Genomic DNA, 24,539 nt, shown 5'->3' with positions numbered 1-24,539 from the left:
TGCGTGCGCTCTGCCGAGGGCTTGTCGGCACAGAGAGAAAGCCGCTTGCTTCCCTCTCTGACCGACATTGGCGGCTTTGCCGCAACAAGGGGCTGCACCCCTTGCGCCGCTTACGCGGCTATCCCTGCACACCCACAAAAACAGTATACCAGCCTTTGGCGTCTGTACCATTTTTGCGGGTTTTCATTTTATCCGGGAGGTGATACCCATAGCCATCTATCATTGTAATATCAGCATTGTCAGCCGGGGCAAGGGCAAATCAGCCGTTGCCGCAGCCGCCTACCGAAGCGGCGAAAAGCTGACAAATGAGTGGGACGGAATGACACACGACTACACCCGCAAAGGCGGTGTTGTCCATACGGAAATTATGCTGCCACCCCACGCCCCGCCCTCTTTCTCTGACCGTTCAACCTTGTGGAACAGCGTGGAGCTTTACGAGAAAGCCGGGAACGCCCAGCTTGCCAGAGAGATTGACGCGGCGCTCCCCATAGAGTTATCCAGAGAGGAACAAATCCGGCTTGTCCGGGAATACTGTTCCTCTCAATTTGTTTCCAGAGGAATGTGCGTTGATTATGCCATTCACGACACCGGCAAGGGCAATCCCCATTGTCACATCATGCTTACCATGCGCCCCCTTGACGAGCGCGGCGCATGGGCGGCAAAGTCCCAAAAGGAATATGACCTTGATGAAAACGGCGAGCGTATCCGCTTGCCAAGCGGCAGATACAAGACGCACAAAGTTGACCTGACCGGCTGGAACGACAAGGGCAACGCCCTCTTGTGGCGTAAGGCATGGGCGGATATTTCAAACGCCTACCTTGAACGAGCCGGAAGCCCGGAGCGTATCGACCACCGCAGCAACGCCGAGCGCGGCATTGGCGAGATACCCACCGTCCACATGGGCGTGGCGGCTTGCCAGATGGAGAAGAAAGGTATTGCCACCGAGAAAGGCGAACTGAACCGGAATATCCAAAAGGCAAACCGCCTTATACGGGAAATCCGAGCGCAGATTGGAAAGCTCAAAGAATGGATTGCCGACCTGTTCAAAGCGTGGGAAACCGCCCCGGAACAGCCGCAACAATCCCCCGGCCTTGCAAATCTGCTGATGAAGTATTTGAGCGTTCAGAGAGAAAAGAGCCGGAAGTATTCGCAGCGTTGGCAACAACAGCACACAGCCGATGAACTGAAAACCATAGCGGCAGCGGTCAACTATCTGACCGAGCATGGTATCTCTACCCTTGATGAGCTGGACGCAGCCCTTTCCTCTGTCAGCGAACAGGCCGACACTATCCGGGCAGGAATGAAAACCGCCGAGGAACGCATGAAGAAGCTGCAAAAGCTGATTGAATACGGGAAGAACTACACCGAGTACAAGCCCGTTCACGATGAGCTGAAAAAGCTGCAAAACGGCTGGACAAACAAGCGCGACAAGTACGAGGAAGCCCACCGCGCCGAGTTGACCCTATGGAACGCAGCAAGCCGCTATCTCCATGCAAATCTGCCGAAAGGAACAAAGACCTTGCCTATTGCGGAATGGGAACAGGAATATGCCGACCTCAAAACACAGAGGGACAGCGATTATGCCAAACTGAAAGATACCCGCGCCGATGTTTCCGAACTTCAAAAAATCCGCAAATGCGTGGATATTGCACTCCGCGCCGACCAGCCGGAGCAGACACAGACCCGCACAAAGCGGCACGACATAGACCGATGAAAGGAGTGAGTTTTTTGTACTACACCCAAGAACAGATAGACCGGGCGAACCAAGCCGACCTTGTTTTGTTCCTGCAATCGCAGGGGGAACCGCTGGAACGCGCCGGACAGGAATACCGATGGAAACGGCACGACAGCTTGACCGTCCGGGGCAACAAGTGGTATCGCCACAGCCAGAGCAAGGGCGGCGGCCCCATTGATTTTGTCATGGAGTTTTTTGGCAAGAGTTTTACCGAAGCCGTTGAACTTCTCACAGGAGAAAAGGGAGCCGCACCGCCGCCGGATAGACCAAGCTCCGCGCCCCTCTCCGACTTCCGGCTACCGCCCCGCAGCCCCGACAACCGAACAGCGAGGAACTACCTCACAGCCGCCCGCCGCATTGATGAAGATGTGACGGGCTTTTTCTTTGCCAGCGGCGATATTTACGAGGACGCAGCCCACCACAACGCCGTATTTGTGGGGCGGGACGAGGACGGAATACCGCGCTACGCCCACAGCAAGGGAACGGCGGGAAACTTCCGCCTTGATGTGAAAGGCAGCGACAAAGCCTTTAACTTCTGCTACCGGGGCGAGGGCGAAAGAGTGTTTGTCTTTGAAGCCCCCGTTGACCTGCTTTCTTTCCTCTGCCTGTTCAAAAAGGATTGGCAGAAGCAAAGCTACCTGTCATTGGGCGGCGTGGGAGAAAAAGCCCTGCTCCGCTTTCTCTCTGACCGTCCGAACATCAAGACCGTTTATCTCTGCCTTGACAGCGACGAAGCCGGAAACGACGCTTGCAGCCGCCTTGTGAAGCTCATGCCGGAGGGCTACACCGTCCACCGGCTTATCCCTCTTTTCAAGGATTGGAACGAGGTATTGCAGCACCGGGCAGAAATCACAGACGGGAAGTATTTGCGAGAAGCGGTCTACGGCTTGAAAGGGCCGCCGCAGGAAGAAACCGTTGAGATTATCCGCATGAGCGAGGTGGACACGCAGACCGTCGAATGGTTATGGGAGCCGTATATCCCCTTTGGGAAAGTAACCATTGTGCAGGGCAACCCCGGCGAGGGCAAGACCACCTTTGCCCTACGCCTTGCCGCCGCTTGTACCAACCGCAAGCCGTTCCCCCACATGGCAGTGCATGAGCCGTTCAATGTGATTTACCAGACTGCCGAGGACGGTTTGGGCGACACCATCAAGCCCCGCCTTATGGAAGCCGAAGCAGACCTTGACCGCATTCTTGTCATTGACGAGAGCAAGCAGGGGCTTTCCCTGTCCGATGAGCGCATAGAGAGAGCTATCCGACAGACCGGGGCGCGGCTGATTATCCTTGACCCCATACAGGCGTATGTGGGCGAGAAAACCGACATGAACAAGGCCAACGAGATACGCCCCATGTTCCGCCGCCTTGCCGAGATTGCCGAGCGTACCGGGTGCGCCGTTATCCTAATCGGACACCTCAACAAAGCCGCCGGAGGACAGAGCGCCTACCGGGGTTTAGGCTCCATCGACTTCCGCGCCGCAGCAAGGAGCGTCCTGCTGATCGGGCGCGTGAAACGGGAACCGAATGTGCGCGTTATCGTCCATGACAAATCTTCTCTTGCGGCGGAGGGTAAGCCCATAGCCTTTTGCCTTGACCCGGAAACGGGCTTTTCGTGGATAGGCGAGTATGACATTACCGCCGACGAGCTGCTGTCCGGCGCGGGCGGCAACACCGCCACCAAGACCGAACAGGCGGAACGGCTGATACTTGACCTGCTTGCAGACGGGAAAGAGCTTGCCAGCGAGGACCTTGTAAAGGCCGCAGCCGAAGCCGGAATATCCGAGAGGACGGTACAGAACGCCAAGCGCAACATGGGCGGTGTTTTGGGCGCAAGGCGCGTCGGCGGTCAATGGTACAACTTCATCAAGAAGAAGCAGCCGCCCGAACCCGCAAGCTGAAAACGCAAAGTGCAGACCCTTTGCGCTTTGCACTTTCGCGCTTTCGCCTTGATTGTGCGTCAATAACTCCAAATAACACTTGACAAAACGCTTCATGGGGCGGCGCGGAGGATATAAAGCCGTATATCGACCCTGTATTTGAAAATAATGTGCTGCTGACGCAGACCGAAAGGCTGATGATGAGCAGCCGCCCGAAGCAGCCGAAGTATGCAAGAAACAAAAACATTCTTGTTATCGGCGGTTCCGGCAGCGGCAAGACCCGCTTTTTCGTAAAGCCCAACCTTATGCAAATGCACAGTTCTTATGTTGTTACCGACCCGAAAGGCACCGTCTTAATCGAGTGCGGGAAGCTCTTACAGCGGGGCGGGTACAAAATCAAAGTGCTGAATACGATTAACTTCAAAAAATCCATGAAATACAATCCCTTTGCCTATCTGCGGAGCGAAAAGGATATTTTGAAGTTAGTCAATACCATTATCGCCAACACCAAAGGCGACGGGGAGAAATCCGGCGAGGATTTTTGGGTAAAAGCTGAAAAGCTCTACTATACCGCGCTTATCGGCTATATCTGGTACGAAGCCCCCGACGAGGAAAAGAACTTTACGACGCTGCTTGAAATGATAAATGCGTCGGAAGCCCGCGAGGACGACGAGGACTTTAAGAACCCGGTAGACCTCATGTTTGAACGTCTGGAAGAAAAAGACCCGGAACATTTTGCGGTCAAGCAGTACAAGAAGTACAAACTTGCGGCAGGCAAAACGGCAAAGTCAATCCTTATTTCCTGCGGCGCAAGGTTAGCCCCCTTTGACATACGGGAACTGCGCGAACTCATGGAAACCGACGAAATGGAGCTTGACACTTTGGGAGATAGAAAAACGGCATTGTTCGTTATCATCTCCGACACCGACGACACTTTCAATTTTGTTGTTTCCATTCTCTACACGCAGCTTTTCAACTTGTTATGCGACAAAGCCGACGATGTTTACGGCGGGCGGCTGCCTGTTCATGTGCGCTGCCTGTTAGATGAATTTGCGAATATCGGTCAAATCCCGAAGTTTGAAAAGCTCATAGCGACCATACGAAGCCGCGAAATATCGGCTTCTATTATTTTGCAATCACAGTCGCAGCTAAAGGCAATCTACAAGGACAACGCCGATACCATAGTCGGCAACTGCGACACGACCCTTTTCTTGGGCGGCAAGGAAAAAACGACGCTCAAAGAAATATCGGAAATCTTAGGCAAAGAAACGATTGACAGCTTCAACACTTCCGAAACCAGAGGGCGGGAGCTTTCGCATGGGCTGAACTATCAGAAGTTAGGCAAAGAGCTTATGACGCAGGACGAAATCGCGGTCATGGACGGCGGGAAATGTATCTTGCAGCTTAGAGGTGTGCGCCCGTTCTTCTCTGATAAGTACGACATCACGAAGCACCCGAAATACAAGTACCTGTCCGACGCAGACCCGAAAAACGCCTTTGACATGGAAAAGCATATCAAACGCCGCCCCGCTATCGTAAAGCCGGACGAAGTATTTGACTACTACGAAATCGACGTACAGGAGGACGCAGCACCGTAAAGGGAGGTGGTAATCTATCCGAACTGTAAACACGGGCTATATGGTACGCGCCCCTACTTGGAGCGTGGCAGGAAGCCGCAGCGTATCAACCCTTACAAAAATGACAACTGAATACCGCCGCGCCGCAGCAGTTTAAGCAGCGCGAGGACGCAGCCGCCGAACACAGGCGGCTTTTTTCATACCCAAAACCAAAAACAAACAATTTTTATCGCCGCAAAGCGGCAGAAAGTGAGGATATTATATGGCATTTTTCAACAGCGCAGTAAACGTATTGCAGACCCTTGTTATCGCTCTTGGAGCAGGCTTAGGCATTTGGGGCGTTATCAATCTTCTGGAGGGATATGGTAACGACAATCGTGCGACACGTTCGTAAGTGAAAAGCTTGCGCACAAAGTCGAAGGGCAATTGTAGCCCGAAACTTTGGAGAACTGATATTCCGATGGGTGAAATGAGGGGGTAACGTCCCGAAGCGCCACCCTAATACTCCGAATGGCGGGGAGCATGCAACGGCTCTCTCCAAAAGTTTATAGAGCTCGGTGAAGTCGGCAGAGAGCAACCGTAAGACTGGTTTTCAGACCAGACACGAAAGCTGTCCAGAGGTGGATGGTGTTGCCTATATGCCGGGGGTCGGATATCCATGGTGAGAATGTATGAAAATACTGACGAAATTCTGAATGTACGAGTCTAAACGTTGATGCTGTCAAAAGGCAGTACACCTTTCATGGTGGTATCTGTGGGCGAGTAAAATTGGTTGTTATGAAAGTCCATGCATCGTTACAGGCGGTGCGGTTATGCATGACCAGATACAGGCTTAGAGGAAGAACCTAAAGATATCCAATGATAGGAATATCGGAACGTGGAAAGCTGGGAACACGGAGGCGGTTGCAAGCCAGTGATGTGGTGGATGGAAATACCTTCGCGAGAGGGCAATAACCATTCTTTATTCCAGTGAGAGTAGTGGCACAGTACCTGTGAAGCCGTGAATAAGTAAGCGGTGGAGGGATAGCCACAAGTCGAATTCAGCAAAGAAAATGAAAACACAACAAACACAGCTTCGAGTATGACAAAGAAAATCCAAACCGAAGGGAGAGGATGCCTGTGTTGACTTCGGGGCAGCAAGAAAGGAAAAGTAAACAGAGAAAAATCCGCAACTCAGAGTATTACGACATGGAAGGTACTTTTGACAGGCTGTATGCAGAAAGTAAGAAAGATAAAACCTTCAACCATCTGATGGAAATCATCGAGAGTGAAGAAAATATCAAGCTTGCATACAGAACGATAAAGAAGAATACAGGAAGTGATACTTCGGGAGTGGATAAAAGGACGATAGCCGACCTTGCAAAGTTAAGCGAGGAAGAATACGTCCGTCTCATATGGAAACAATTCAGTAATTACCATCCACGACCCGTAAGGCGAGTGGAGATACCAAAGCCCAATGGAAAGACCAGACCTCTGGGAATTCCAACTATCGTGGATCGGATCGTACAGCAATGTATTTTGCAGGTCATGGAGCCGATATGTGAAGCAAAATTCAGTGAGAACTCCAACGGGTTCCGCCCGAACCGTTCCGCTGAGACTGCTATTGCGCAATGCATGAGGCTGATACAGGTACAACATCTGTACCATGTGGTTGACCTCGATATTAAAGGCTTCTTTGACAATATCAGTCATACAAAGCTGATTCGTCAGATATGGGCATTGGGAATCCGGGACAAAAAGCTGTTATGCATTATAAAAGAGATGCTGAAAGCACCTGTTGTTCTGCCAGATGGGGAGAAAACATATCCCACACGGGGTACCCCGCAAGGCGGTATTTTGTCGCCATTGCTTGCAAACATCGTATTGAATGAACTGGATTGGTGGATTGCCTCACAATGGGAGGAGATGCCAACAAAAACAAAATTCAAAACGAGGAGCAATGCGCAGGGAACAGAGATTAAGAGCCACGCTTACAGGGCTCTGCGCCGGAGCAGATTAAAAGAGATGCATGCAGTTCGGTACGCAGATGATTTTAAAATTTTCTGCGCAACACATGAGGATGCTGTCAGAGCATACAAGGCAACAGAGTTATGGCTAAAGGACAGGCTGGGGCTGGAAATCAGCCCTGACAAATCCAAAGTAGTTAATCTCAAAAGACAGTATTCTGATTTTCTCGGGTTCAAACTGAAAGTCCGTAAAAAGGGTAAGAAATATGTGGTTCGGTCTCATATGAGCGATAAAGCATACAAAAAGGCTCATGAAAAAGTATCGGAAGAAGTAAAGAAACTGGCTCATTCGTCAGATGATAATGCTCAGTTCATGCAGCTTCAGGAATATAACTCTGTAGTTGCCGGACTTCATGAATACTATTATATTTCTACAGAAGTATCCCATGACTTCAGCAGACTTGCCTTCAGTATCAACAAACAGCTCAGAAACAGACTGAAAGGCGACTTATCCAAAAAGGGACAGCTCAGAAATGGGTTCATTAAAGAAAAGTATGGAGCAAGCAGACAGATGAGGTTCCTTCATGGACGGCCGGTGGTTCCACTGGGATATGTCCAGTCAAAGAATGCCCAGCATAAAAGGAAATCCATCAATAAATATACGGTCAAAGGTCGGGAACAGATTCATAAGAATCTTGCAATCGACACAGCGACAATGTTATGGCTGATGAGAAATCCTGTAAAAGGCAGAACCATTGAATATGCGGATAACCGTATTTCTTTGTATGCGGCACAGTATGGTAAATGTGCAGTGACAGGAATTCCGATGAATTCCCACGATATTCACTGCCACCATAAAGTGCCGGTTAGCAATGGCGGTTCGGATGAATACGCAAATCTTATTCTTGTCAGCAAAGCGGTTCATATCCTTATCCATGCTTCTTCAGAACCTACGATTGAGAAGTACCTGAAATCCTTAAATCTTGACAATAAACAAATAGAAAAGCTTAACAAACTTCGTACTATGGCAGAAATGCCACCTATTATTCTTTGAATTTAATGCTGTAACGAAGTGTGTAAGTTGTGTTTAAAAGCCCTGGACGGCTGAATTCGATGGAGCGCCGTGTGCGGTGAAAGTCGCATGCACGGTGTGGAGCGGGGGAAAATCCGGAGATAACTTCAAAGGATTACCTATCGCTATCGGGTGCGAATGCTCATGTACGGTAAGGAAGCAAGCAACCGAAAACAAGAGATAGACCGCCAGCACTACACTATTCCGAACCAAAGACCAAAAGATAAGCATTGTGGGAAAATCTAAACTTTTGGATTTTCCTACAATGCCAACTACGGCGGAATCCCTCCCACTCCTTATATCTTTCTGTATACATTGAATTTGTATTTAGTAAAATGCAGACAACACCACGGATCGGCTTTTGGTTGGACAATTCCAACCAAACACCACAGCAGACAGCAGAAAACATTCTGAACGCTAGGAAGCCGGTATGATTGTTACATATAAGGGGAAGAAAAATTTCTTTTAGGTACTTGCTTTCCTAAAACTGATGTGATACAATGATTTAATCCAGAAAAGGAGTAAAAAATATGCGGCAAGGTATTCTTAAATAAAACTATAATCAAATAGTGGGAACAAAGGATTATGATAGCTCCTTTTGTAGGGGCTTAGTTTTTTGTACCCAATTTAAGAATACTTTTGCCTTATCAATTTTGACATATCCCCAAAAACAGCAATCACAAACAGGTGTATGCTGTATATGTGTATGTCCGCAACTTATAATCCCCAGTGGTAAAAGTATTTTACTGCTGGGGATTTTTATGCCCTTTGGGGCTGTAAAGGGAGGACAATCACATGAAAATAATCAATATTGGAATTCTTGCCCATGTAGACGCTGGAAAGACGACCTTGACGGAGAGCCTGCTATATGCCAGCGGAGCCATTTCAGAACCGGGGAGCGTCGAAAAAGGGACAACGAGGACGGACACCATGTTTTTGGAGCGGCAGCGTGGGATTACCATTCAAGCGGCAGTCACTTCCTTCCAGTGGCACAGATGTAAAGTTAACATTGTGGATACGCCCGGCCACATGGATTTTTTGGCGGAGGTGTACCGCTCTTTGGCTGTTTTAGATGGGGCCATCTTGGTGATCTCCGCTAAAGATGGCGTGCAGGCCCAGACCCGTATTCTGTTCCATGCCCTGCGGAAAATGAACATTCCCACCGTTATCTTTATCAACAAGATCGACCAGGCTGGCGTTGATTTGCAGAGCGTGGTTCAGTCTGTTCGGGATAAGCTCTCCGCCGATATTATCATCAAGCAGACGGTGTCGCTGTCCCCGGAAATAGTCCTGGAGGAAAATACCGACATAGAAGCATGGGATGCGGTCATCGAAAATAACGATGAATTATTGGAAAAGTATATCGCAGGAGAACCAATCAGCCGGGAAAAACTTGCGCGGGAGGAACAGCAGCGGGTTCAAGACGCCTCCCTGTTCCCAGTCTATCATGGCAGCGCCAAAAATGGCCTTGGCATTCAACCGTTGATGGATGCGGTGACAGGGCTGTTCCAACCGATTGGGGAACAGGGGGGCGCCGCCCTATGCGGCAGCGTTTTCAAGGTTGAGTACACCGATTGCGGCCAGCGGCGTGTCTATCTACGGTTATACAGCGGAACGCTGCGCCTGCGGGATACGGTGGCCCTGGCCGGGAGAGAAAAGCTGAAAATCACAGAGATGCGTATTCCATCCAAAGGGGAAATTGTTCGGACAGACACCGCTTATCAGGGTGAAATTGTTATCCTTCCCAGCGACAGCGTGAGGTTAAACGATGTATTAGGGGACCAAACCCGGCTCCCTCGTAAAAGGTGGCGCGAGGACCCCCTCCCCATGCTGCGGACGACGATTGCGCCGAAAACGGCAGCGCAAAGAGAACGGCTGCTGGACGCTCTTACGCAACTTGCGGATACTGACCCGCTTTTGCGTTGCGAAGTGGATTCCATCACCCATGAGATCATTCTTTCTTTTTTGGGCCGGGTGCAGTTGGAGGTTGTTTCCGCTTTGCTGTCGGAAAAATACAAGCTTGAAACAGTGGTAAAGGAACCCTCCGTCATTTATATGGAGCGGCCGCTCAAAGCAGCCAGCCACACCATCCATATCGAGGTGCCGCCCAACCCGTTTTGGGCATCCATAGGACTGTCTGTTACACCACTCTCGCTTGGCTCCGGTGTACAATACGAGAGCCGGGTTTCGCTGGGATACTTGAACCAGAGTTTTCAAAACGCTGTCAGGGATGGTATCCGTTACGGGCTGGAGCAGGGCTTGTTCGGCTGGAACGTAACGGACTGTAAGATTTGCTTTGAATACGGGCTTTATTACAGTCCGGTCAGCACGCCGGCGGACTTCCGCTCATTGGCCCCGATTGTATTGGAACAGGCATTGAAGGAATCGGGGACGCAGCTGCTGGAACCTTATCTCTCCTTCATCCTCTATGCGCCCCAGGAATACCTTTCCAGGGCTTATCATGATGCACCGAAATACTGTGCCACCATCGAAACGGCCCAGGTAAAAAAGGATGAAGTTGTCTTTACTGGCGAGATTCCCGCCCGCTGTATACAGGCATACCGTACTGATCTGGCCTTTTACACCAACGGGCGGAGCGTATGCCTTACAGAGCTGAAAGGATATCAGGCCGCTGTCGGTCAGCCGGTCATCCAGCCCCGCCGTCCAAACAGCCGCCTGGACAAGGTGCGCCATATGTTTCAGAAGGTAATGTAAAGATACATAATCGTCAAGACGGCAACAATCAGAAGTTATGGAGGGTAACAATGGAATATAGTAAGGAAGATTTAATGGAAGCAAAAAAGCAAATTTGGGGAGTGGGAGAGAACATGGGAACAGAGGAAAGTAAAAAAATCTGGGAGGAGAACGCACAATTTTGGGATAATGCAATGGGTGACGAATCTAATGAATTTCACAGAGAGGTAGTGCGTCCCAAAGTAACGGAACTTCTATCTCCTAATCCTGCGGATTACATTTTGGATATTGCGTGTGGCAATGGAAATTATTCTTCGTATCTTGCACAAAGAGGCGCTTCGGTTGTCGCTTTTGATTACAGCAAAAAAATGATAGAATTGGCTAAAAGACGGCAATCACAATATGCAAAACAAATTGAATTTTGTGTGGCGGATGCGACCGATAGAAAAAGTATATTAGAATTAAAAAGAAATCGAGCCTTTACGAAAGCAGTTTCTAATATGGCAATTATGGATATTACGGATATTGAACCACTTCTTATGGCTGTTTATGAACTGTTGCAGGAAAGCGGAATTTTTGTCTTTGCAACGCAACACCCTTGTTTTGTCACGTTGACTGAAAAATATATGACACCGCACAGTTACTATGATATAGCGATTGAAGGGCAACCGAAAGAGCAGATTTATTATCATCGTTCCATACAAGATATTTTTAACCTTTGTTTTAGAGCTGGATTTGTCATTGATGGATTTTATGAAGAATGTTTTAAAACCAACAAAGAAATTCCTATGGTAATGATAGTAAGGCTTAAGAAGGTAAAACGTGATAGCTTAAAATAAATTCAAGTTTGTCGGGTAAATAGCAAACCCAGCCGAGCCAGTCAACGGTCAAGATGAACGGCGCATATGCGCAGCCGTTGACAGCCCCGCCCGCCTTTGCTGGTAGGCAATCAAGGGGCGACAGCAAGAAGTGCCACCGCCCCGCACTATTATTCAGAAAGGGGAATTTCCATGACCGACCAGATAGCCTATCAAGAATATATCCAGCGCAGGTACAACGCCTTTTGCAAGACTGTTATCCGCTGTGCCGCCTTGGACAAGATTTTGAAGCTTAAACGGCAATGGGAACGGCAAGTTTCCCTTGACTATCTGATGAACGAGAAGTTTGTCCAGTTTGCCGCGTCGGAGCCGGACGAGGAATACCCATTTACCGTCTGCGGTCAGACCGTCCTGCTCTGCAACGCCGCCCTTGCCGACGCGATCTCTGTTTTGCCGGAGCAGACGCGGGAAGAAATCCTGCGCTATTACTTTCTGCGCCAGCCGCAGCGCGTGATCGGCGCGTGTATTGGCCGGTCACGCAGCACAGCGGGGCGGCATATCCAGCTTGCCTTGCAGCGGCTACGCGAAGAAATGGGGGTGAGCCGGTATGAGTAGACTTCTCCCCTATGAAACAATCCTCAAAGCCCGTGAGGGCGACCCAGAAGCCGTGAACGCTGTCCTGCTCCACTACGCCGGATATATCCGCTATTTCTCAAAAGTGAACGGGCAGGTCAACGCCGAGGTGGAGGACTATGTAAAGCAGCGGTTAATTGACTGTCAATTCAAGTTCCGGCTTGACGAACCACCGGACAAGTCATAAAAACTGAATACCAGCCGCCACCGACGCGGCCAGCGAAAGCAGTAAGTCTTGAAAAAGATTTACTGCTTTTTTTGTTGTCCGGCTCCGCTCCCGGCCATTTTGCCCCCTGCCGGTTGTAGTAGTAAGCGAGGAGGGAATTTTTCTGCCCTGGTGTTTGGCATTTGGAGCATTTACCCGTAGTAGAGGGCAAAGAGAAAGGATTTCTCCAACACCGGGTAGAAACCACTGCGTCCGGTGTCATTTTAGCGAAAGCGGGCAGGAATGCCCTTTACAGGATTAGTAGTAGCAGAAAAAGAGAAACAAACTTTTGTGGTTGCAGTTTTCCAAAAAAGTGGCGGACGGAAGTGAGAGAAAGTTTGCAGTCACGGAGAGCAAGTTTCTACCACGGTGCCAAAATCCGCAATTCTGCAGTTTTGCCCCTCGCGGGAAACTTGTTGGGGAGTGCCTTCCCCAAACCCTGCTCATGCGCCCTTACGGGCGAGAAAGGAGGTCACACCATGCGAAAGAAATACAACACGCCCCACCGCAGCCGCGTTGTGAAAACCCGGCTGTCCGAAGATGAGTATGCCGACTTCACAGCGCGGCTTGCGCCCTATGGTATCAGCCAGTCCGAATTTCTCCGGCAGGCGATACGGCGGGCGACCATACGCCCGGTTGTCCATGTGTCGTCGGTCAATGACGAGTTGCTTTCCGCTGTCGGGAAGCTGACAGCCGAGTACGGCAGGATCGGCGGCAACCTCAATCAGATTGCCCGGTATCTGAACGAATACGGCGTACCCTACAACACCCTTTCCGGCGAGGTACGCGCCGCCATATCCGACCTTGCCGTCCTCAAGTATGAAGTCCTCAAGAAAGTAGGTGACGCGGTTGGCAACACTCAAGCATATCAACTCTAAAAACGCCGACTACGGAGCCGCCGAGCAATATCTTCTCTTTGAGCATGACGAGTTTACCATGAAGCCCGTCCTTGATGAAACCGGCAGGCTTATCCCCCGCGAGGACTACCGGCTGTCCACGCTGAACTGCGACGGGGAGGATTTTGCCGTTGCGTGTATGCGGGCCAATCTCCGCTATCAGAAAAACCAGCGGCGGGAAGATGTGAAAAGCCACCACTACATCATCAGCTTTGACCCGCGGGACGGGCCGGACAACGGCCTGACCGTAGACCGGGCGCAGGCGTTGGGGGAACAATTCTGTAAAGAGCATTTTCCCGGCCACCAGGCCCTTGTCTGCACCCACCCGGACGGGCATAACCACAGCGGCAACATTCATGTGCATATCGTCATAAACAGCCTGCGGATTGAGGAAGTGCCGTTCCTGCCCTACATGGACAGGCCGGCCGATACGAAAGTCGGCTGCAAGCACCGATGTACCGACGCTGCCCTGCGCTACTTCAAATCCGAAGTCATGGAGATGTGCCACCGGGAGGGGCTTTATCAAATCGACCTCTTGAACGGCAGCAAGAACCGCGTCACCGACCGGGAGTATTGGGCGCAGAAAAAGGGACAGGCCGCGCTGGACAAGCAGAACGCCCCCATGATTGCCGATAGTATCACGCCCCGGCAGACCAAGTTTGAAACGAACAAGGAGAAGCTGCGGCAGACCCTACGGAAAGCCCTTGCCACCGCCGCCAGCTTTGACGAGTTTTCCTCTCTGTTGCTGCAGGAGGGTGTGACCGTCAAGGAGAGCCGGGGGCGGCTTTCCTACCTCACGCCGGACAGGACAAAGCCAATTACCGCCCGGAAGCTGGGCGACGATTTTGACCGCGCCGCTGTCTTTGCCGTTTTAGAGCAAAACGCCGCCAGAGCAGCCGAAGCGCCAGCCAGATCCCCCGATCCCCCACGCACCATAAAAGACCGCTTGCAGGTTGCCAGAGCCGAGATAGCCGCCCCGAAACAGGACGGAGTGCAGCGGCTTGTGGACATTGAGCAGAAAATGGCCGAGGGCAAAGGCCGGGGCTATGAACGCTGGGCGAAGATACACAATCTGAAGCAGGCCGCCAAAACGCTGTCCGTCTACCAGCAATACGGCTTTACTTCCCCGGAGCAGTTAGAAGCCGCCGTTGACACCGCCTATCAGAAAATGCGCCAGACCAGCGGCGAACTGAAAGCACTGGAAACGAAGCTGCAAGGGAAAAAGAAGTTGCAGCGGCAGGTGTTGGCCTACGCCCAGACCAAGGCCGCCCGCGACGGGCTGCGGGCACAGAAATCCGAGAAAGCCCGCGCCGCATACCGGCAGGCCCATGAGAGCGATTTTATCATAGCCGACGCAGCAGCCCGGTATTTCAAGGCGCATGGCATTACCAAGCTGCCCGCCCGGAAAGCGTTGCAGGCCGAGATCGAGCAGCTTATCTCCGAGAAAGACGGCCTGTATAACACCTATCACGAACAGAAACAGCGGTTCAAGGAGTTGCAGACCGTCAAGCGGAACATCGACCAGATTTTGCGCCGGGACGAGCCGCACCGCAGAAAGGAGCAGAGCCATGAGCGATAACCTGCCCCACATGGACTACCGCCAGCACCGGCGGGCGCGGCGGCTGGTACATGAGTGCTGTAACTACGATGAGGGGAACTGCCTGCTATTGGACGACGGGGAGCCTTGCGTGTGCGTCCAGAGCATTTCCTTTTCCCTCATGTGCCACTGGTTCCGTGTGGCTGTCCTGCCCCTTGACGGGGAGCTGGCCGCAGCCCTCTTGTGCCGGGGAAGCCGGAAACGGTGTGCCGTCTGCGGGGCGGCCTTTGTCCCCAAATCCAACCGGGGAAAATACTGCCCCGACTGCGCCGGGCGCATGAAGAAAATCAAAGCCGCCGAGAGAAAGCGGAAACAAAGGCAGAGATGTCACGCTTTAGAGCCTTTCAAACCCGCATAAATCAAGGCTTTTTTCGTGGGTGTCAAAGGGTACGCGATACATTTATCCTTTTCCCCCGGAAACGGCGTTTTAATGCGTGACAATACGCCAAAATCAACCCGAACACAGGGAGGTGATCCTATCGCTGATTATATCAGGGCAGACACGCGGCTGCCCGCCTATCTGCCGTATCCCCGTTTCCTGCTGAAAATGGAGATTTCACAGACCGCCAAGCTGCTGTATTCGCTGCTGTTAGACCGTTCCACCCTCTCCCAGAAAAACAAGTGGCTGGACGACGAGGGCAGGATTTATATTATCTATCCCATCGCGGAGATAGCAGAAATACTGGATAAAGGCAGCACCACCATCAAGGGGGCGCTTAATGAACTGGACACGGCGGGGCTGTTGGAACGGGAACGGGGCGGCTTCTCCGCACCGAACCGGCTTTATGTCAAAGTACCGCCAGTGCCACAGGTACAGTTTTCAGACCAACTGATGGCCGGAAGTCCGCCCCTCATAGAGCCGGAAAACCGTCCTACTGATGGTCAGAAAACCGACCTTATGATGGTCGGAAAACCGTCCCCTAACCAAACTACTATAAACAACCTTACAGAGAGCCAAACAAAGGGAGTGAGTGGGGGGCCGTCCGCGCCCTATGGCCGATATGGAAATATTTTTCTGTCACAGACCGAATACGACGAGTTGCAGGCAGAGTACCCTGACAGGCTGGAACGGTTCATCGAGGAAATGAGCCGCTACCTTGCCGCCAACGGGAAAAGCTACCAGAACTATGCCGCCGCCCTGCGGATATGGGCGGGGAACGACAAAAAGGAAGCCCCTAAAAAGGGCATACCAGACTACTCATGCAAGGAGGGCGAGAGTTTATGAAGAATGAAATCAACGCGGTTTTGGAGAATATGACGACCACCATCCCGGAGCCGGAGGACTACACCGGCGAGGACGGTTTACTGTACTGCGGCAAGTGCCGCAAGCCGAAAGAAGCCTATTTTGCGCCGGATAAGGCCGCTATCTTCGGGCGCGACCGCCACCCGGCAGAGTGCGACTGCCAGAGAACCGCCCGCGAGGAACGGGAAGCCGCCGAAAAGCGGCGCAGACACCTTGACACCGTGGAAGAACTGAAACGCCGGGGCTTTACCGACCCCACCATGCGGGACTGGACTTTCGAGAACGACAACGGCAGGAACCCGCAGACCGGGCTTGCCCGCCGGTATGTGGAGCATTGGGAAGATATGCGGACAGACAATATCGGCTGCCTGTTCTGGGGCGGCGTAGGCACCGGCAAAAGCTACCTTGCAGGCTGTATCGCAAACGCCCTCATGGAGAAAGAAATCCCCGTCCGCATGACGAACTTTGCTCTTATCCTCAATGACCTTGCCGCCAGCTTTGAGGGGCGCAACGAGTACATTTCCCGCCTTTGTCGTTATCCGCTGCTGATCCTTGACGACTTCGGCATACTCAAATCTTTATTTGAGCCACATCCGACACTTCCTATCAGTACTACGGATAATAAGATAAATAATAGTTTCTTCATATGAATCACCTATTCCCTTTCCGTAAGAGGGATAGGCTTGTGTCCTCATGACAAACTGACCTGTCCACTCTTACTCTATGTGAACAATTTATTCGGTTGTCACGGGACATCTTCTATGGGACTGTCCCGTATTCTGTGCATTGTTAGTCTCCTTTCATTTTGCTTTTTTCTTTACGCAGTTACAAGCTTCTTCATAGCAAAGAAATACTTTACCAGTCTGCGATTCTTAAGATAATTCTCAAATCGAAACTTCATAAGCCACACCCCCTTTCATGGTGTTCCTGCACCTACAAATGCCATAAACACTCTGAATACCAGATTAAGCAGAAGCAGAAATATTTTAGCCACCTCCAATACCAGTCTGAGTATTCCTAATACAATTTTTAGTATCCATTTCAATATGGTAAGTAACACATTTCCGATTCCGCTTAATACTGCCATAGGCGTTTACTCCTCTCCAAAATTTCCCTGGGCAAACAATACCGACATTTCCTCTAATGCTGCATCGGTAGGCTCTGCCTCTTCCTCAGGCTTATCTGAATCTTTCTTTTTTTCTGCATTTTCTGGTATCATCGACATCATCTGTTGCATAAGTGCAGGCGTAACAACCTGCTGTGTATTCATAGCTGCATTTCCAAACAACTGCGCAACCTCTTTCATCACATCGGCTTTTATCTGAAGCTTTGCTTCTGATAACTCCTGTCTGGTTACATAGCCTTCAAGATTCTCCTTTTCATTCTTTCCGCTCTTTGTAAGACTCGACCTTGAGGCATCATTGATATACTGAATCACTGCCTTAATCACAAAGTTTGAAACAGATTTATGAATATCTGTATTCAAATCCTCCAGCGTTCGGTATATCTTCAAATGGTCCGGATTATTTAGATTGAGATGAAAACTGTACTGCTTACTTCTTTTTGCCATCTTAAGTTACCTCCCGCTTCTAAGTGCTATTTTTGCCATCGTCTCAAAACCTTTTGCATTTGCCTTTACATCAAGCACATAGTGGATATTAGACTGCTGATATCTTCCAAAATTTCTCATAACGACAGCCCCACCACCTACAAAGTAGACCGGCATCATATCAAGACTGTAACCACACTCGGTCTGATAACGGTACACCTTATCCACAAAAATCTGAATCTGCTGGTCCATAATCTCCTTAAAATCCTTTGGAAGCTCTGTCTTTCCAGTTTTCATATATTCCTGAATCTCTGCTTCATCAATCTTTCTGTTTTTGACCTGTACCGCCACTCGGTTGATGGCTCTCATACACTTAATCAAGCCCTCATTCTGTGTATCACACTTACTGTTGTCAGGCTTCTTGTTCACTATCAGCATACTGTCAACAGTCCATGAGCCAACATCAATGACAAGTGCCTTTTTACCAAAGGTAGGAAGCATCCCTGCTACTGCTGCATAGCACTGAGGATATACAAGCACATTCAGTATATGAATTGTATAAAGTTTCTGCTCAAATCCGAATACCATATCCCTATTCTTGGACAGGTAATCAATAAATGGTTTTCTCTCTGCTGAAAATCTTGTGAGAGGAAGCCCTACCGCAAGAACCACATCAGCCTCACTCTTTCCTCTTATCTCTAATTCCTTTGCAATTGCTACCAGCGTCAGTAAATAAAAGTTCTCATTTTCCACCTTGCTGTCCAACACCTCCAGTCTTTCCTCACCAACTGCAAAGTATCTGTCATCATACTCAAGCACATTATCGTGAAATGCAGGAGCATTTGCTAATTCCTTAATGGAAGTATTGAAACAGGTATTGCTTGTTTTCATCTGAGACCAACCATGGTCAATTCCGATTACTTCGATATTATTGTTCATTCTGTGTTTCCTCCTTTTCTTAAATTCTCGCCCTAACATACTCTAAATCTCCTGTATAGGGGGTATCCACCAAATACCAGTTACGGTCAATATCCATTTCCATCCGGGTTTTTACCCACTTATCATCAACCTTGACTTCCAAGCATTCTCCACAGTGGAATCCAGTATGTTCCCATAAATCTGATACCAGTAATCCATATCTGCCATTCTCACTGTTATATCCCAGTCTACCTTCGATCTTCTTTTCTTTATTTGCCATAGCCATCCCTCCCGATATACTACTTTGATTTGTTTTCAACTGCTTTTCTTTATCAAATGTTTCTCTACTTCGTATCTCCGCTATTCTTTGATCTGCTATAGCCGATACTCTAACTGTTGAATACAGTATCAAATAACTGCCCGCAATAAGAATTATTACGAGGACTTCAATTAGCACTTTGCTCATACAATCTCTTCCTTTCAAAATAAAAAGTAGGACTATATCAGCCAAACGGAATATCTCCGTGATAAATGCTAATTTAGTCCTACCAAAATAAAATCTATTAAATTGTCACCTCACTTGGATGCACGAAACACACTCAGGTCATGACTCCTGAATTGTTGATGCAATGTTTGGATTTCGGTTTGATTTGTCAGCGCTGCCTTATCTACCGATAAAATGGTATAAAAATAAGGACTAAATTAGTGCTACCCCCTTGATTTTACTGGGTTTCTCTAACTTTGTCCTTATTATAACGCGCTCATCATCTATTACAATGATATCCCACCAAGCATTCTCTAAATGAGTACGATATTCCAAATCATTTTTTAATGTATCAATAGAAATAATCGTCTTATCATATCCAGGATAAAAAAATGGATTTGCATTGGAAGGCATTTTAGAACGAATACTCTGAATCTTATTAGAATCCAGACGCACTAAAGGAATGGTGAATCGATTCCACATTTCTTTTTGAAACTGAGTCATCATACTCTTGACTGTAACCACGAGTATTCTTTTGCCTTTTCCTCTAGCGATTAATTCACTCATAAGAATTCCTGCTTCAAGTGTTTTACCCAAACCAACTGTATCTGCAATCAAAATTCGCTGACGTGGTTTTGACAATGAAACTTGTGAAGGTGTCAACTGATACGTCATCAAATCCATTGCAGCCTTATCACCCACATGTATCTTGCTATCTGTCGGGATCTTTTGACGCCACTGGCTTTCAATAAATAATCTTGATTTTCTAAAACATGGTGAATCATCCGGCACAAGTTTTACCTTTGTTGGATCAACAATTTCAATATTATCTTTCTCCAGATCATCAAGAAAAATTGCTTCCTGGTCCTTTACTAGACGAGATAAGCCAACAACATATAAAGCTTTATTTCCTAATGTGTTATTCTCTATTTTCTTTATCATCCACTCCTCACCGCGAATCATAACTCGCATTCCAGGAGCATACTTTTTAACATTCTCCGCCATGTTCATACCTCTATTCTTTGTTCGTATGTTTTCTCACACTAATCCTACTAAATACACTGTCCTATTCTCTGGACTTGATGTACTTTCCCGACTTAATTCTTTTATCCGCTGGCTTCTGTGCATCCATTGGAATTGCCCATGATCTTCCAAATTTTATAACCCCAGGAATCATTCCTTCGTTACAGATGGTTTGAAGTCTTCTTTCTGACAATCCCCATTTTTCTGCAGCCTGTTTTACTGTCATAAATTCCATAGTTGTAATCTCCATATATTCACTATAAAACGACAAAATTTCCTTCTTGTATTATACAGCGGATTACCGCCGAAAATCAATCTAAAACTATACAAAATTCAGTGTGCAGTTCCATACTATATCGCGTACAAAACCATATAAAAATAACCTTTCAACGTACTTGATGTAAGCTACGCCAAAAGGTTTGTTTTCAATATATCCGTATTATATTTTCACTCTTATACTTTTATAGGATTATTTAAAATAGTTTCAAAATGTCACCCTCAACTGCAATATTAGGAGCAACAGAATAATTCCCAGCACTTGTTTCATCATGCTCTTTATGCCACTTCCAATGCTCTTCATTGTCTAAAGATAAGGCATAACAATCAAGTTTACGTCCCAACTCAGTAACTATATTTTCTTGTTTTTCAATATCAGCATTTGCATCAACACCAGCTTGCATCAATAAACCTTTTCTCTGCAAAGTATTAATTTGAAGAGAACCACTATATGTACAAGTTGTTATAGCAATACTAGAAAAATACTCCAAATCTTCTGGCAACATATCTACAATAACATCAATAAGTCTAAAATACAAAGAGTTATCAATAAGTCCCATCAACAAAGATTTTGTAGCATTCAATACATATCCCATTTTCTCCGCCGTATCTATTTTCTCTAATTCAGCTAAAAGCCTAGTTCCGTTTCTTTTTTTATCCTTATCACTACCAAATAACTTAGTACTAATACTAACCCCTTCACCTAAATTATCCTGTATATCTTTAACTCCATATATGAACCCTTTTAACTTTGCCCAGTACCAAGCATCCCTAAAGTATAAAGGCGCATTACCTGTTTTCTTTGCAAGATTTTTTATCGATACTGGGTCCAATGAGATTGCACCAACCAATTCATCTATTAACGCTTCACTATTATCAGCTATATTCAATTCTTTAAATACTTCAATTACTTCCATTTAACGTTTTCCTTTTTTTATCTTTCATAATATCAGCTATATGATTTATTTGCTCCCTACGGCCTATCCTCAATTATCCCCTCAATAATACTTGCAATATTACTGGATACTACACCCTTTACATTGTGTATATCCTGGTTAATACACTTTTCTTGTTCAATTGCAATAGCCACATTCTCTGCAAGATCAGCAATCTTACTATTCTTCTTTGAATTCATACCTGTGGCCTCTAGTAACACATTATATGGATGTCTGTATCTTTTCTTCTCATCCAGTTCAAAGAACTTATCATTATTATCCTTGATATACTTTTCGTATGCACCTTCAATATGCAAAAGCAAGAACACTTCAAAGCCAGGATTCGTAATTCCAATAATATTACTCTTCTCGCCTTCTTTGATAAGGTCCTCATATCCCGATACCTTTTCCTCAAATATATCAGCATCGAAAATGACAATCATCTTATCATGTTCCTTATCAAAATCCAGAGTCTCATCATCTTTCAATGTTTCTGCAAATTCTAACAATTGCTTCGGATAAGAAAGATTACTGTGTTCTTCTGTCTTTTCCATTAGTCGAATATCAATTAATGGATGAATGTTTAAGGTCTTTCTTAAATCAATTAATTTTCTAAAATAAAACGTTTCCGTATTAGCTCCTTCACAGATGAAGAAGTACTTTCTAAATGGCTCTATCTGTTCTTCTGCATCTGAAGGTCTAACATTCCAATTTGTGTAAGTATGAATTGGCATAGCTACTCCTCCTTTCGGAAGGAAAACTGCTTAAACACAGGAATAGCACCATATCTTCCTTCGAGATAGGCCTTGCTTAATTTCTTGTCATACCTTTCTTTGAATCGATCAAGAGAATAGATTGCGCTTGCATTGTTGGCATCTCTTTCTACGAACCATATCTCATCTCTTCTGAAAAGCTCCTGGTCCATAATTGTATCTTCGTGTGTTGTAAAGAGAAGCTGCATACGCTCTCCCTCATGAGCCTGCATGAATAATTCAAGGAAATGCTCTGTAAGTTTTGGATGCAAGCTTCGCTCTAACTCATCCACTACAAACAATGTATCTTCTCTCTTTGTTAAGAGCATATCTATCAAATCAAACAGACGCTTTGTTCCATCTGACTCTTCTGCAAAGTTAAAATCAAAAATTGATTTACCATGCTTTAATACTAATGTTGTAATCTCTGGCTCCTCATTGCCTTCCATCTTAATATTAAAGAATCCATCCGCAAGTCTCCAAGACATCTGTATTTTAGGCATATTTGTGGCCTGCATCTGTTTCTTTAATGATGCAAATATTCCAGAGAGCACTTCTACAGGGATCATCTTGCTGAGCTCATCCATAGAAATAACACGTGTACTAATCTGGCTTACACCTGTATCAAATGTCTGTATCAACCCACTAATCTTCTCCAATGACTCCTGATTATAATACGCATCAGTATTAGAGATACCCATATTCGGATTCAATATGATGATATTGTTATTCAACCAGTTAAATACATCTCTAAAGAATATCAACTTTGATGTTTCTTCGTACTTCTTACCTCTATTCATTTCAGACAAAAACAACTGACCTTCATGGCCGGCAAAGTCCTCTGCATATACAGAAAAACGATTTTCTTCCGCTTTTGTCAGCTTAACCTTCTCGCCTAATGTCGGAGTATTCACGCCTTCTCTTATAAATAGATTATTAGCTGAACCATCCTGCAATAATTCATATAGCCATTCTTCTGTGATTCTTCTCTCACTTAATACCGCAGAAAAGCCATATGCATAAAATTTATCTCCCACAGTGAACTGCAACTCAAATACACTTTCTCTACTTTTGTTCTCCATAGAATTACGGCAGAAGTCATTTACAGAATTCACTGGAAGTCCATCATTAATAGTTGCTTTAATAAAATCAAAAACTCGAAATAGATTTGACTTACCAGAAGCATTCGCTCCATACACGACAGCATTCTTCAATAAATTGATCTGCTTAATCTTTATTTTATGATCCTTATTCCCCTGCATCTTGCTAGAGGAAACCATAGAAAGTTCTTCACGCTTATCAAATGATTTAAAGTTCTCCACCGATACTTTTACTAACATGGCGCACACCTCCTAATATTAACTGAATTCATTATATTATAATTATATGCAGTTTTCAATATTTATTTCTTTATTTAGAGATTTTTTCTCCAAATAAACACGTCAAGTCGTCAAAACATGCATTTCCCATAGAAATTCATCCCTTATTCACACTAACTTGACTATACTACCAACTCCTACTACTAACAAAAGCGGCCAACCCACAACACCTCACGAATCAGCCGCCATATATGCAATATATTGTTCAATTATCAGTCCCTAAGTAGTCTTTTACTACTAAGGATTTCTCCCAATTTCTTTGACTATTCTGCATCTACCCCTATGTGCCTTAGTAGTCGAAACCGTAGTATTTGCAAGGCTTTCCGCCATATTATGCCGTACTCTGCCCCACTTTGCAAAGTCCTGCATTATAGTAAAACTGGAGTGCCGTGACAGATGAATAAGACTTTTATCATAGTAATTGTTTGCTCCTTTTTGCCCGGAAAAGCCCAGTTTTGCGGGATATTCTGGGAATTTGTTATATTTCTTTTCTATGTGTCAACTAGGCAAATTATAGCATAATTGAGCAAGTTATGACTACCTGTTAGTAGTAGAAATGGTAGTAAAACGGAAATTCTTACTACTAAGAGTTTTACATATTTCTTATTGTCTCTAAACGTTCTGCTAATTGTATCTTTCTAATTGTCCTTAATTTGTCCAACAGTGCTTCATAAAGTTGCAACTCTTTCACCTTAGGTATTCTTTTATGCAGAAATATTTTGTATTTATCATCCTCACACAATTTCAATAATAACTGGAAAAAAATAGCATGAAACCATCTGGTTTTGGTATAATTGAGTTGCCGAAAAACAATTAATAACCGGAGGTTCATGCTATGAATAAAATTGTACCAAGTCGCTAGTGCGACGGCTAGCCCTAAGTACGTGAAACCACTACTTTTTCATAAAAAAAAATAGCAGTTTTTGTTTTTCT

19 protein-coding genes and 4 pseudogenes are annotated in these 24,539 nt (G+C 46.9%); 14 read left to right on the top strand and 9 right to left on the bottom strand.

Annotated elements, in window-relative coordinates:
* Positions 1-199: 199 nt before the first annotated feature.
* The 14 genes and pseudogenes from mobQ to ASU35_RS02860 form a co-directional block, all read left to right on the top strand.
* Positions 200-1,714, top strand: coding sequence for a MobQ family relaxase (mobQ, locus tag ASU35_RS02920; protein ID WP_131743550.1), 1,515 nt, complete (start codon positions 200-202; stop codon positions 1,712-1,714).
* A gap of 14 nt (positions 1,715-1,728) precedes the next feature.
* Positions 1,729-3,630: an AAA family ATPase gene (locus ASU35_RS02915; RefSeq protein WP_058351587.1), complete on the top strand. Its 1,902-nt coding sequence runs from the start codon at positions 1,729-1,731 to the stop codon at positions 3,628-3,630.
* A gap of 86 nt (positions 3,631-3,716) precedes the next feature.
* Positions 3,717-5,207: pseudogene (locus ASU35_RS02910) on the top strand (VirD4-like conjugal transfer protein, CD1115 family); the annotation flags it as partial.
* A 241-nt stretch (positions 5,208-5,448) separates the two neighbouring features.
* Positions 5,449-5,577: pseudogene (locus ASU35_RS18455) on the top strand (Maff2 family mobile element protein); the annotation flags it as partial.
* Positions 5,578-6,299: 722 nt separating this feature from the next.
* Entirely contained in the window at positions 6,300-8,186 is a 1,887-nt protein-coding gene (ltrA, locus tag ASU35_RS02905) for a group II intron reverse transcriptase/maturase (RefSeq protein WP_058351586.1), read from the top strand.
* Between the two features lie 813 nt (positions 8,187-8,999).
* Positions 9,000-10,919, top strand: coding sequence for a tetracycline resistance ribosomal protection protein Tet(W) (gene tet(W), locus ASU35_RS02900; RefSeq protein ID WP_002586627.1), 1,920 nt, complete (start codon positions 9,000-9,002; stop codon positions 10,917-10,919).
* 50 nt (positions 10,920-10,969) lie between these two features.
* On the top strand, positions 10,970-11,737 hold the full coding sequence (locus ASU35_RS02895) for a class I SAM-dependent methyltransferase (RefSeq protein WP_002586626.1): 768 nt from the start codon (positions 10,970-10,972) through the stop codon (positions 11,735-11,737).
* 171 nt (positions 11,738-11,908) lie between these two features.
* Positions 11,909-12,331, top strand: coding sequence for a sigma-70 RNA polymerase sigma factor region 4 domain-containing protein (locus ASU35_RS02890; RefSeq protein WP_002586616.1), 423 nt, complete (start codon positions 11,909-11,911; stop codon positions 12,329-12,331).
* Positions 12,324-12,536: a helix-turn-helix domain-containing protein gene (locus tag ASU35_RS02885; RefSeq protein ID WP_002586615.1), complete on the top strand. Its 213-nt coding sequence runs from the start codon at positions 12,324-12,326 to the stop codon at positions 12,534-12,536. The genes ASU35_RS02890 and ASU35_RS02885 overlap by 8 nt, the downstream gene beginning before the upstream one ends.
* A gap of 497 nt (positions 12,537-13,033) precedes the next feature.
* Positions 13,034-13,432 (top strand): plasmid mobilization protein, encoded by a 399-nt coding sequence (locus tag ASU35_RS18435; protein ID WP_002596229.1) that lies wholly within the window; start codon positions 13,034-13,036, stop codon positions 13,430-13,432.
* Complete coding sequence (locus ASU35_RS02875; protein WP_002596230.1) at positions 13,404-15,029, top strand: relaxase/mobilization nuclease domain-containing protein; 1,626 nt, start codon at positions 13,404-13,406, stop codon at positions 15,027-15,029. Before ASU35_RS18435 ends, ASU35_RS02875 begins: the two co-directional genes overlap by 29 nt.
* Positions 15,019-15,405 carry a cysteine-rich VLP domain-containing protein gene (locus tag ASU35_RS18430; RefSeq protein ID WP_002596231.1) on the top strand — a complete coding sequence of 129 codons (387 nt, stop codon included), beginning with the start codon at positions 15,019-15,021 and terminating at the stop codon, positions 15,403-15,405. Before ASU35_RS02875 ends, ASU35_RS18430 begins: the two co-directional genes overlap by 11 nt.
* Before the next feature lie 72 nt (positions 15,406-15,477).
* Positions 15,478-16,272 carry a replication initiator protein A gene (locus tag ASU35_RS02865; RefSeq protein WP_006356266.1) on the top strand — a complete coding sequence of 265 codons (795 nt, stop codon included), beginning with the start codon at positions 15,478-15,480 and terminating at the stop codon, positions 16,270-16,272.
* A pseudogene (locus tag ASU35_RS02860) lies at positions 16,269-16,859 on the top strand (P-loop NTPase family protein); the annotation flags it as partial. The gene ASU35_RS02865 and the pseudogene ASU35_RS02860, both read left to right, overlap by 4 nt.
* 347 nt (positions 16,860-17,206) lie before the next feature.
* On the opposite strand, the gene ASU35_RS19625 reads toward ASU35_RS02860, so the two are convergent.
* From ASU35_RS19625 to ASU35_RS02820, 9 genes and pseudogenes are all read right to left on the bottom strand, one after another.
* Entirely contained in the window at positions 17,207-17,377 is a 171-nt protein-coding gene (locus ASU35_RS19625) for a hypothetical protein (protein ID WP_172794584.1), read from the bottom strand.
* Between the two features lie 6 nt (positions 17,378-17,383).
* Entirely contained in the window at positions 17,384-17,860 is a 477-nt protein-coding gene (locus tag ASU35_RS02855; protein WP_058351585.1) for a hypothetical protein, read from the bottom strand.
* A gap of 6 nt (positions 17,861-17,866) precedes the next feature.
* The gene (locus ASU35_RS02850; protein WP_058351584.1) at positions 17,867-18,778 is read right to left on the bottom strand and encodes a ParM/StbA family protein; all 912 of its coding nucleotides are present in this window, start codon (positions 18,776-18,778) and stop codon (positions 17,867-17,869) included.
* A gap of 19 nt (positions 18,779-18,797) precedes the next feature.
* Complete coding sequence (locus ASU35_RS20885) at positions 18,798-19,037, bottom strand: DUF5348 domain-containing protein (RefSeq protein WP_058351583.1); 240 nt, start codon at positions 19,035-19,037, stop codon at positions 18,798-18,800.
* Between the two features lie 450 nt (positions 19,038-19,487).
* A pseudogene (locus tag ASU35_RS02840) lies at positions 19,488-20,252 on the bottom strand (DEAD/DEAH box helicase family protein); the annotation flags it as partial.
* A 55-nt stretch (positions 20,253-20,307) separates the two neighbouring features.
* Entirely contained in the window at positions 20,308-20,499 is a 192-nt protein-coding gene (locus ASU35_RS02835; protein WP_058351581.1) for a helix-turn-helix domain-containing protein, read from the bottom strand.
* A 238-nt stretch (positions 20,500-20,737) separates the two neighbouring features.
* Entirely contained in the window at positions 20,738-21,457 is a 720-nt protein-coding gene (locus tag ASU35_RS02830; protein WP_058351580.1) for a hypothetical protein, read from the bottom strand.
* 56 nt (positions 21,458-21,513) lie between these two features.
* Positions 21,514-22,209, bottom strand: a complete 696-nt coding sequence (locus ASU35_RS02825; RefSeq protein ID WP_058351579.1) for an RloB family protein — start codon at positions 22,207-22,209, stop codon at positions 21,514-21,516.
* 2 nt (positions 22,210-22,211) lie between these two features.
* Positions 22,212-23,567, bottom strand: coding sequence for an AAA family ATPase (locus ASU35_RS02820; protein ID WP_058351578.1), 1,356 nt, complete (start codon positions 23,565-23,567; stop codon positions 22,212-22,214).
* Positions 23,568-24,539: the final 972 nt, after the last annotated feature.

The organism is Acetivibrio ethanolgignens (genome assembly GCF_001461035.1).
Classification (GTDB): domain Bacteria; phylum Bacillota; class Clostridia; order Lachnospirales; family Lachnospiraceae; genus Velocimicrobium; species Velocimicrobium ethanolgignens.
Note: the sequence above shows the minus strand (reverse complement) of the source record. Positions and strands in the feature narration are given on the sequence as shown.

Coding starts and splice junctions, on each gene's coding strand:
- ASU35_RS20885 (WP_058351583.1), bottom strand. CDS start 19,037: ATGGCAAATAAAGAAAAGAAGATCGAAGGTAGACTGGGATATAACAGT.
- ASU35_RS02865 (WP_006356266.1), top strand. CDS start 15,478: ATGCGTGACAATACGCCAAAATCAACCCGAACACAGGGAGGTGATCCT.
- ASU35_RS02825 (WP_058351579.1), bottom strand. CDS start 22,209: ATGCCAATTCATACTTACACAAATTGGAATGTTAGACCTTCAGATGCA.
- ASU35_RS19625 (WP_172794584.1), bottom strand. CDS start 17,377: ATGGCAGTATTAAGCGGAATCGGAAATGTGTTACTTACCATATTGAAA.
- ltrA (WP_058351586.1), top strand. CDS start 6,300: ATGCCTGTGTTGACTTCGGGGCAGCAAGAAAGGAAAAGTAAACAGAGA.
- ASU35_RS02820 (WP_058351578.1), bottom strand. CDS start 23,567: ATGTTAGTAAAAGTATCGGTGGAGAACTTTAAATCATTTGATAAGCGT.
- ASU35_RS02885 (WP_002586615.1), top strand. CDS start 12,324: ATGAGTAGACTTCTCCCCTATGAAACAATCCTCAAAGCCCGTGAGGGC.
- ASU35_RS02890 (WP_002586616.1), top strand. CDS start 11,909: ATGACCGACCAGATAGCCTATCAAGAATATATCCAGCGCAGGTACAAC.
- ASU35_RS02895 (WP_002586626.1), top strand. CDS start 10,970: ATGGAATATAGTAAGGAAGATTTAATGGAAGCAAAAAAGCAAATTTGG.
- ASU35_RS02850 (WP_058351584.1), bottom strand. CDS start 18,778: ATGAACAATAATATCGAAGTAATCGGAATTGACCATGGTTGGTCTCAG.
- ASU35_RS02835 (WP_058351581.1), bottom strand. CDS start 20,499: ATGGAATTTATGACAGTAAAACAGGCTGCAGAAAAATGGGGATTGTCA.
- ASU35_RS02855 (WP_058351585.1), bottom strand. CDS start 17,860: ATGGCAAAAAGAAGTAAGCAGTACAGTTTTCATCTCAATCTAAATAAT.
- ASU35_RS18435 (WP_002596229.1), top strand. CDS start 13,034: ATGCGAAAGAAATACAACACGCCCCACCGCAGCCGCGTTGTGAAAACC.
- ASU35_RS18430 (WP_002596231.1), top strand. CDS start 15,019: ATGAGCGATAACCTGCCCCACATGGACTACCGCCAGCACCGGCGGGCG.
- ASU35_RS02830 (WP_058351580.1), bottom strand. CDS start 21,457: ATGGAAGTAATTGAAGTATTTAAAGAATTGAATATAGCTGATAATAGT.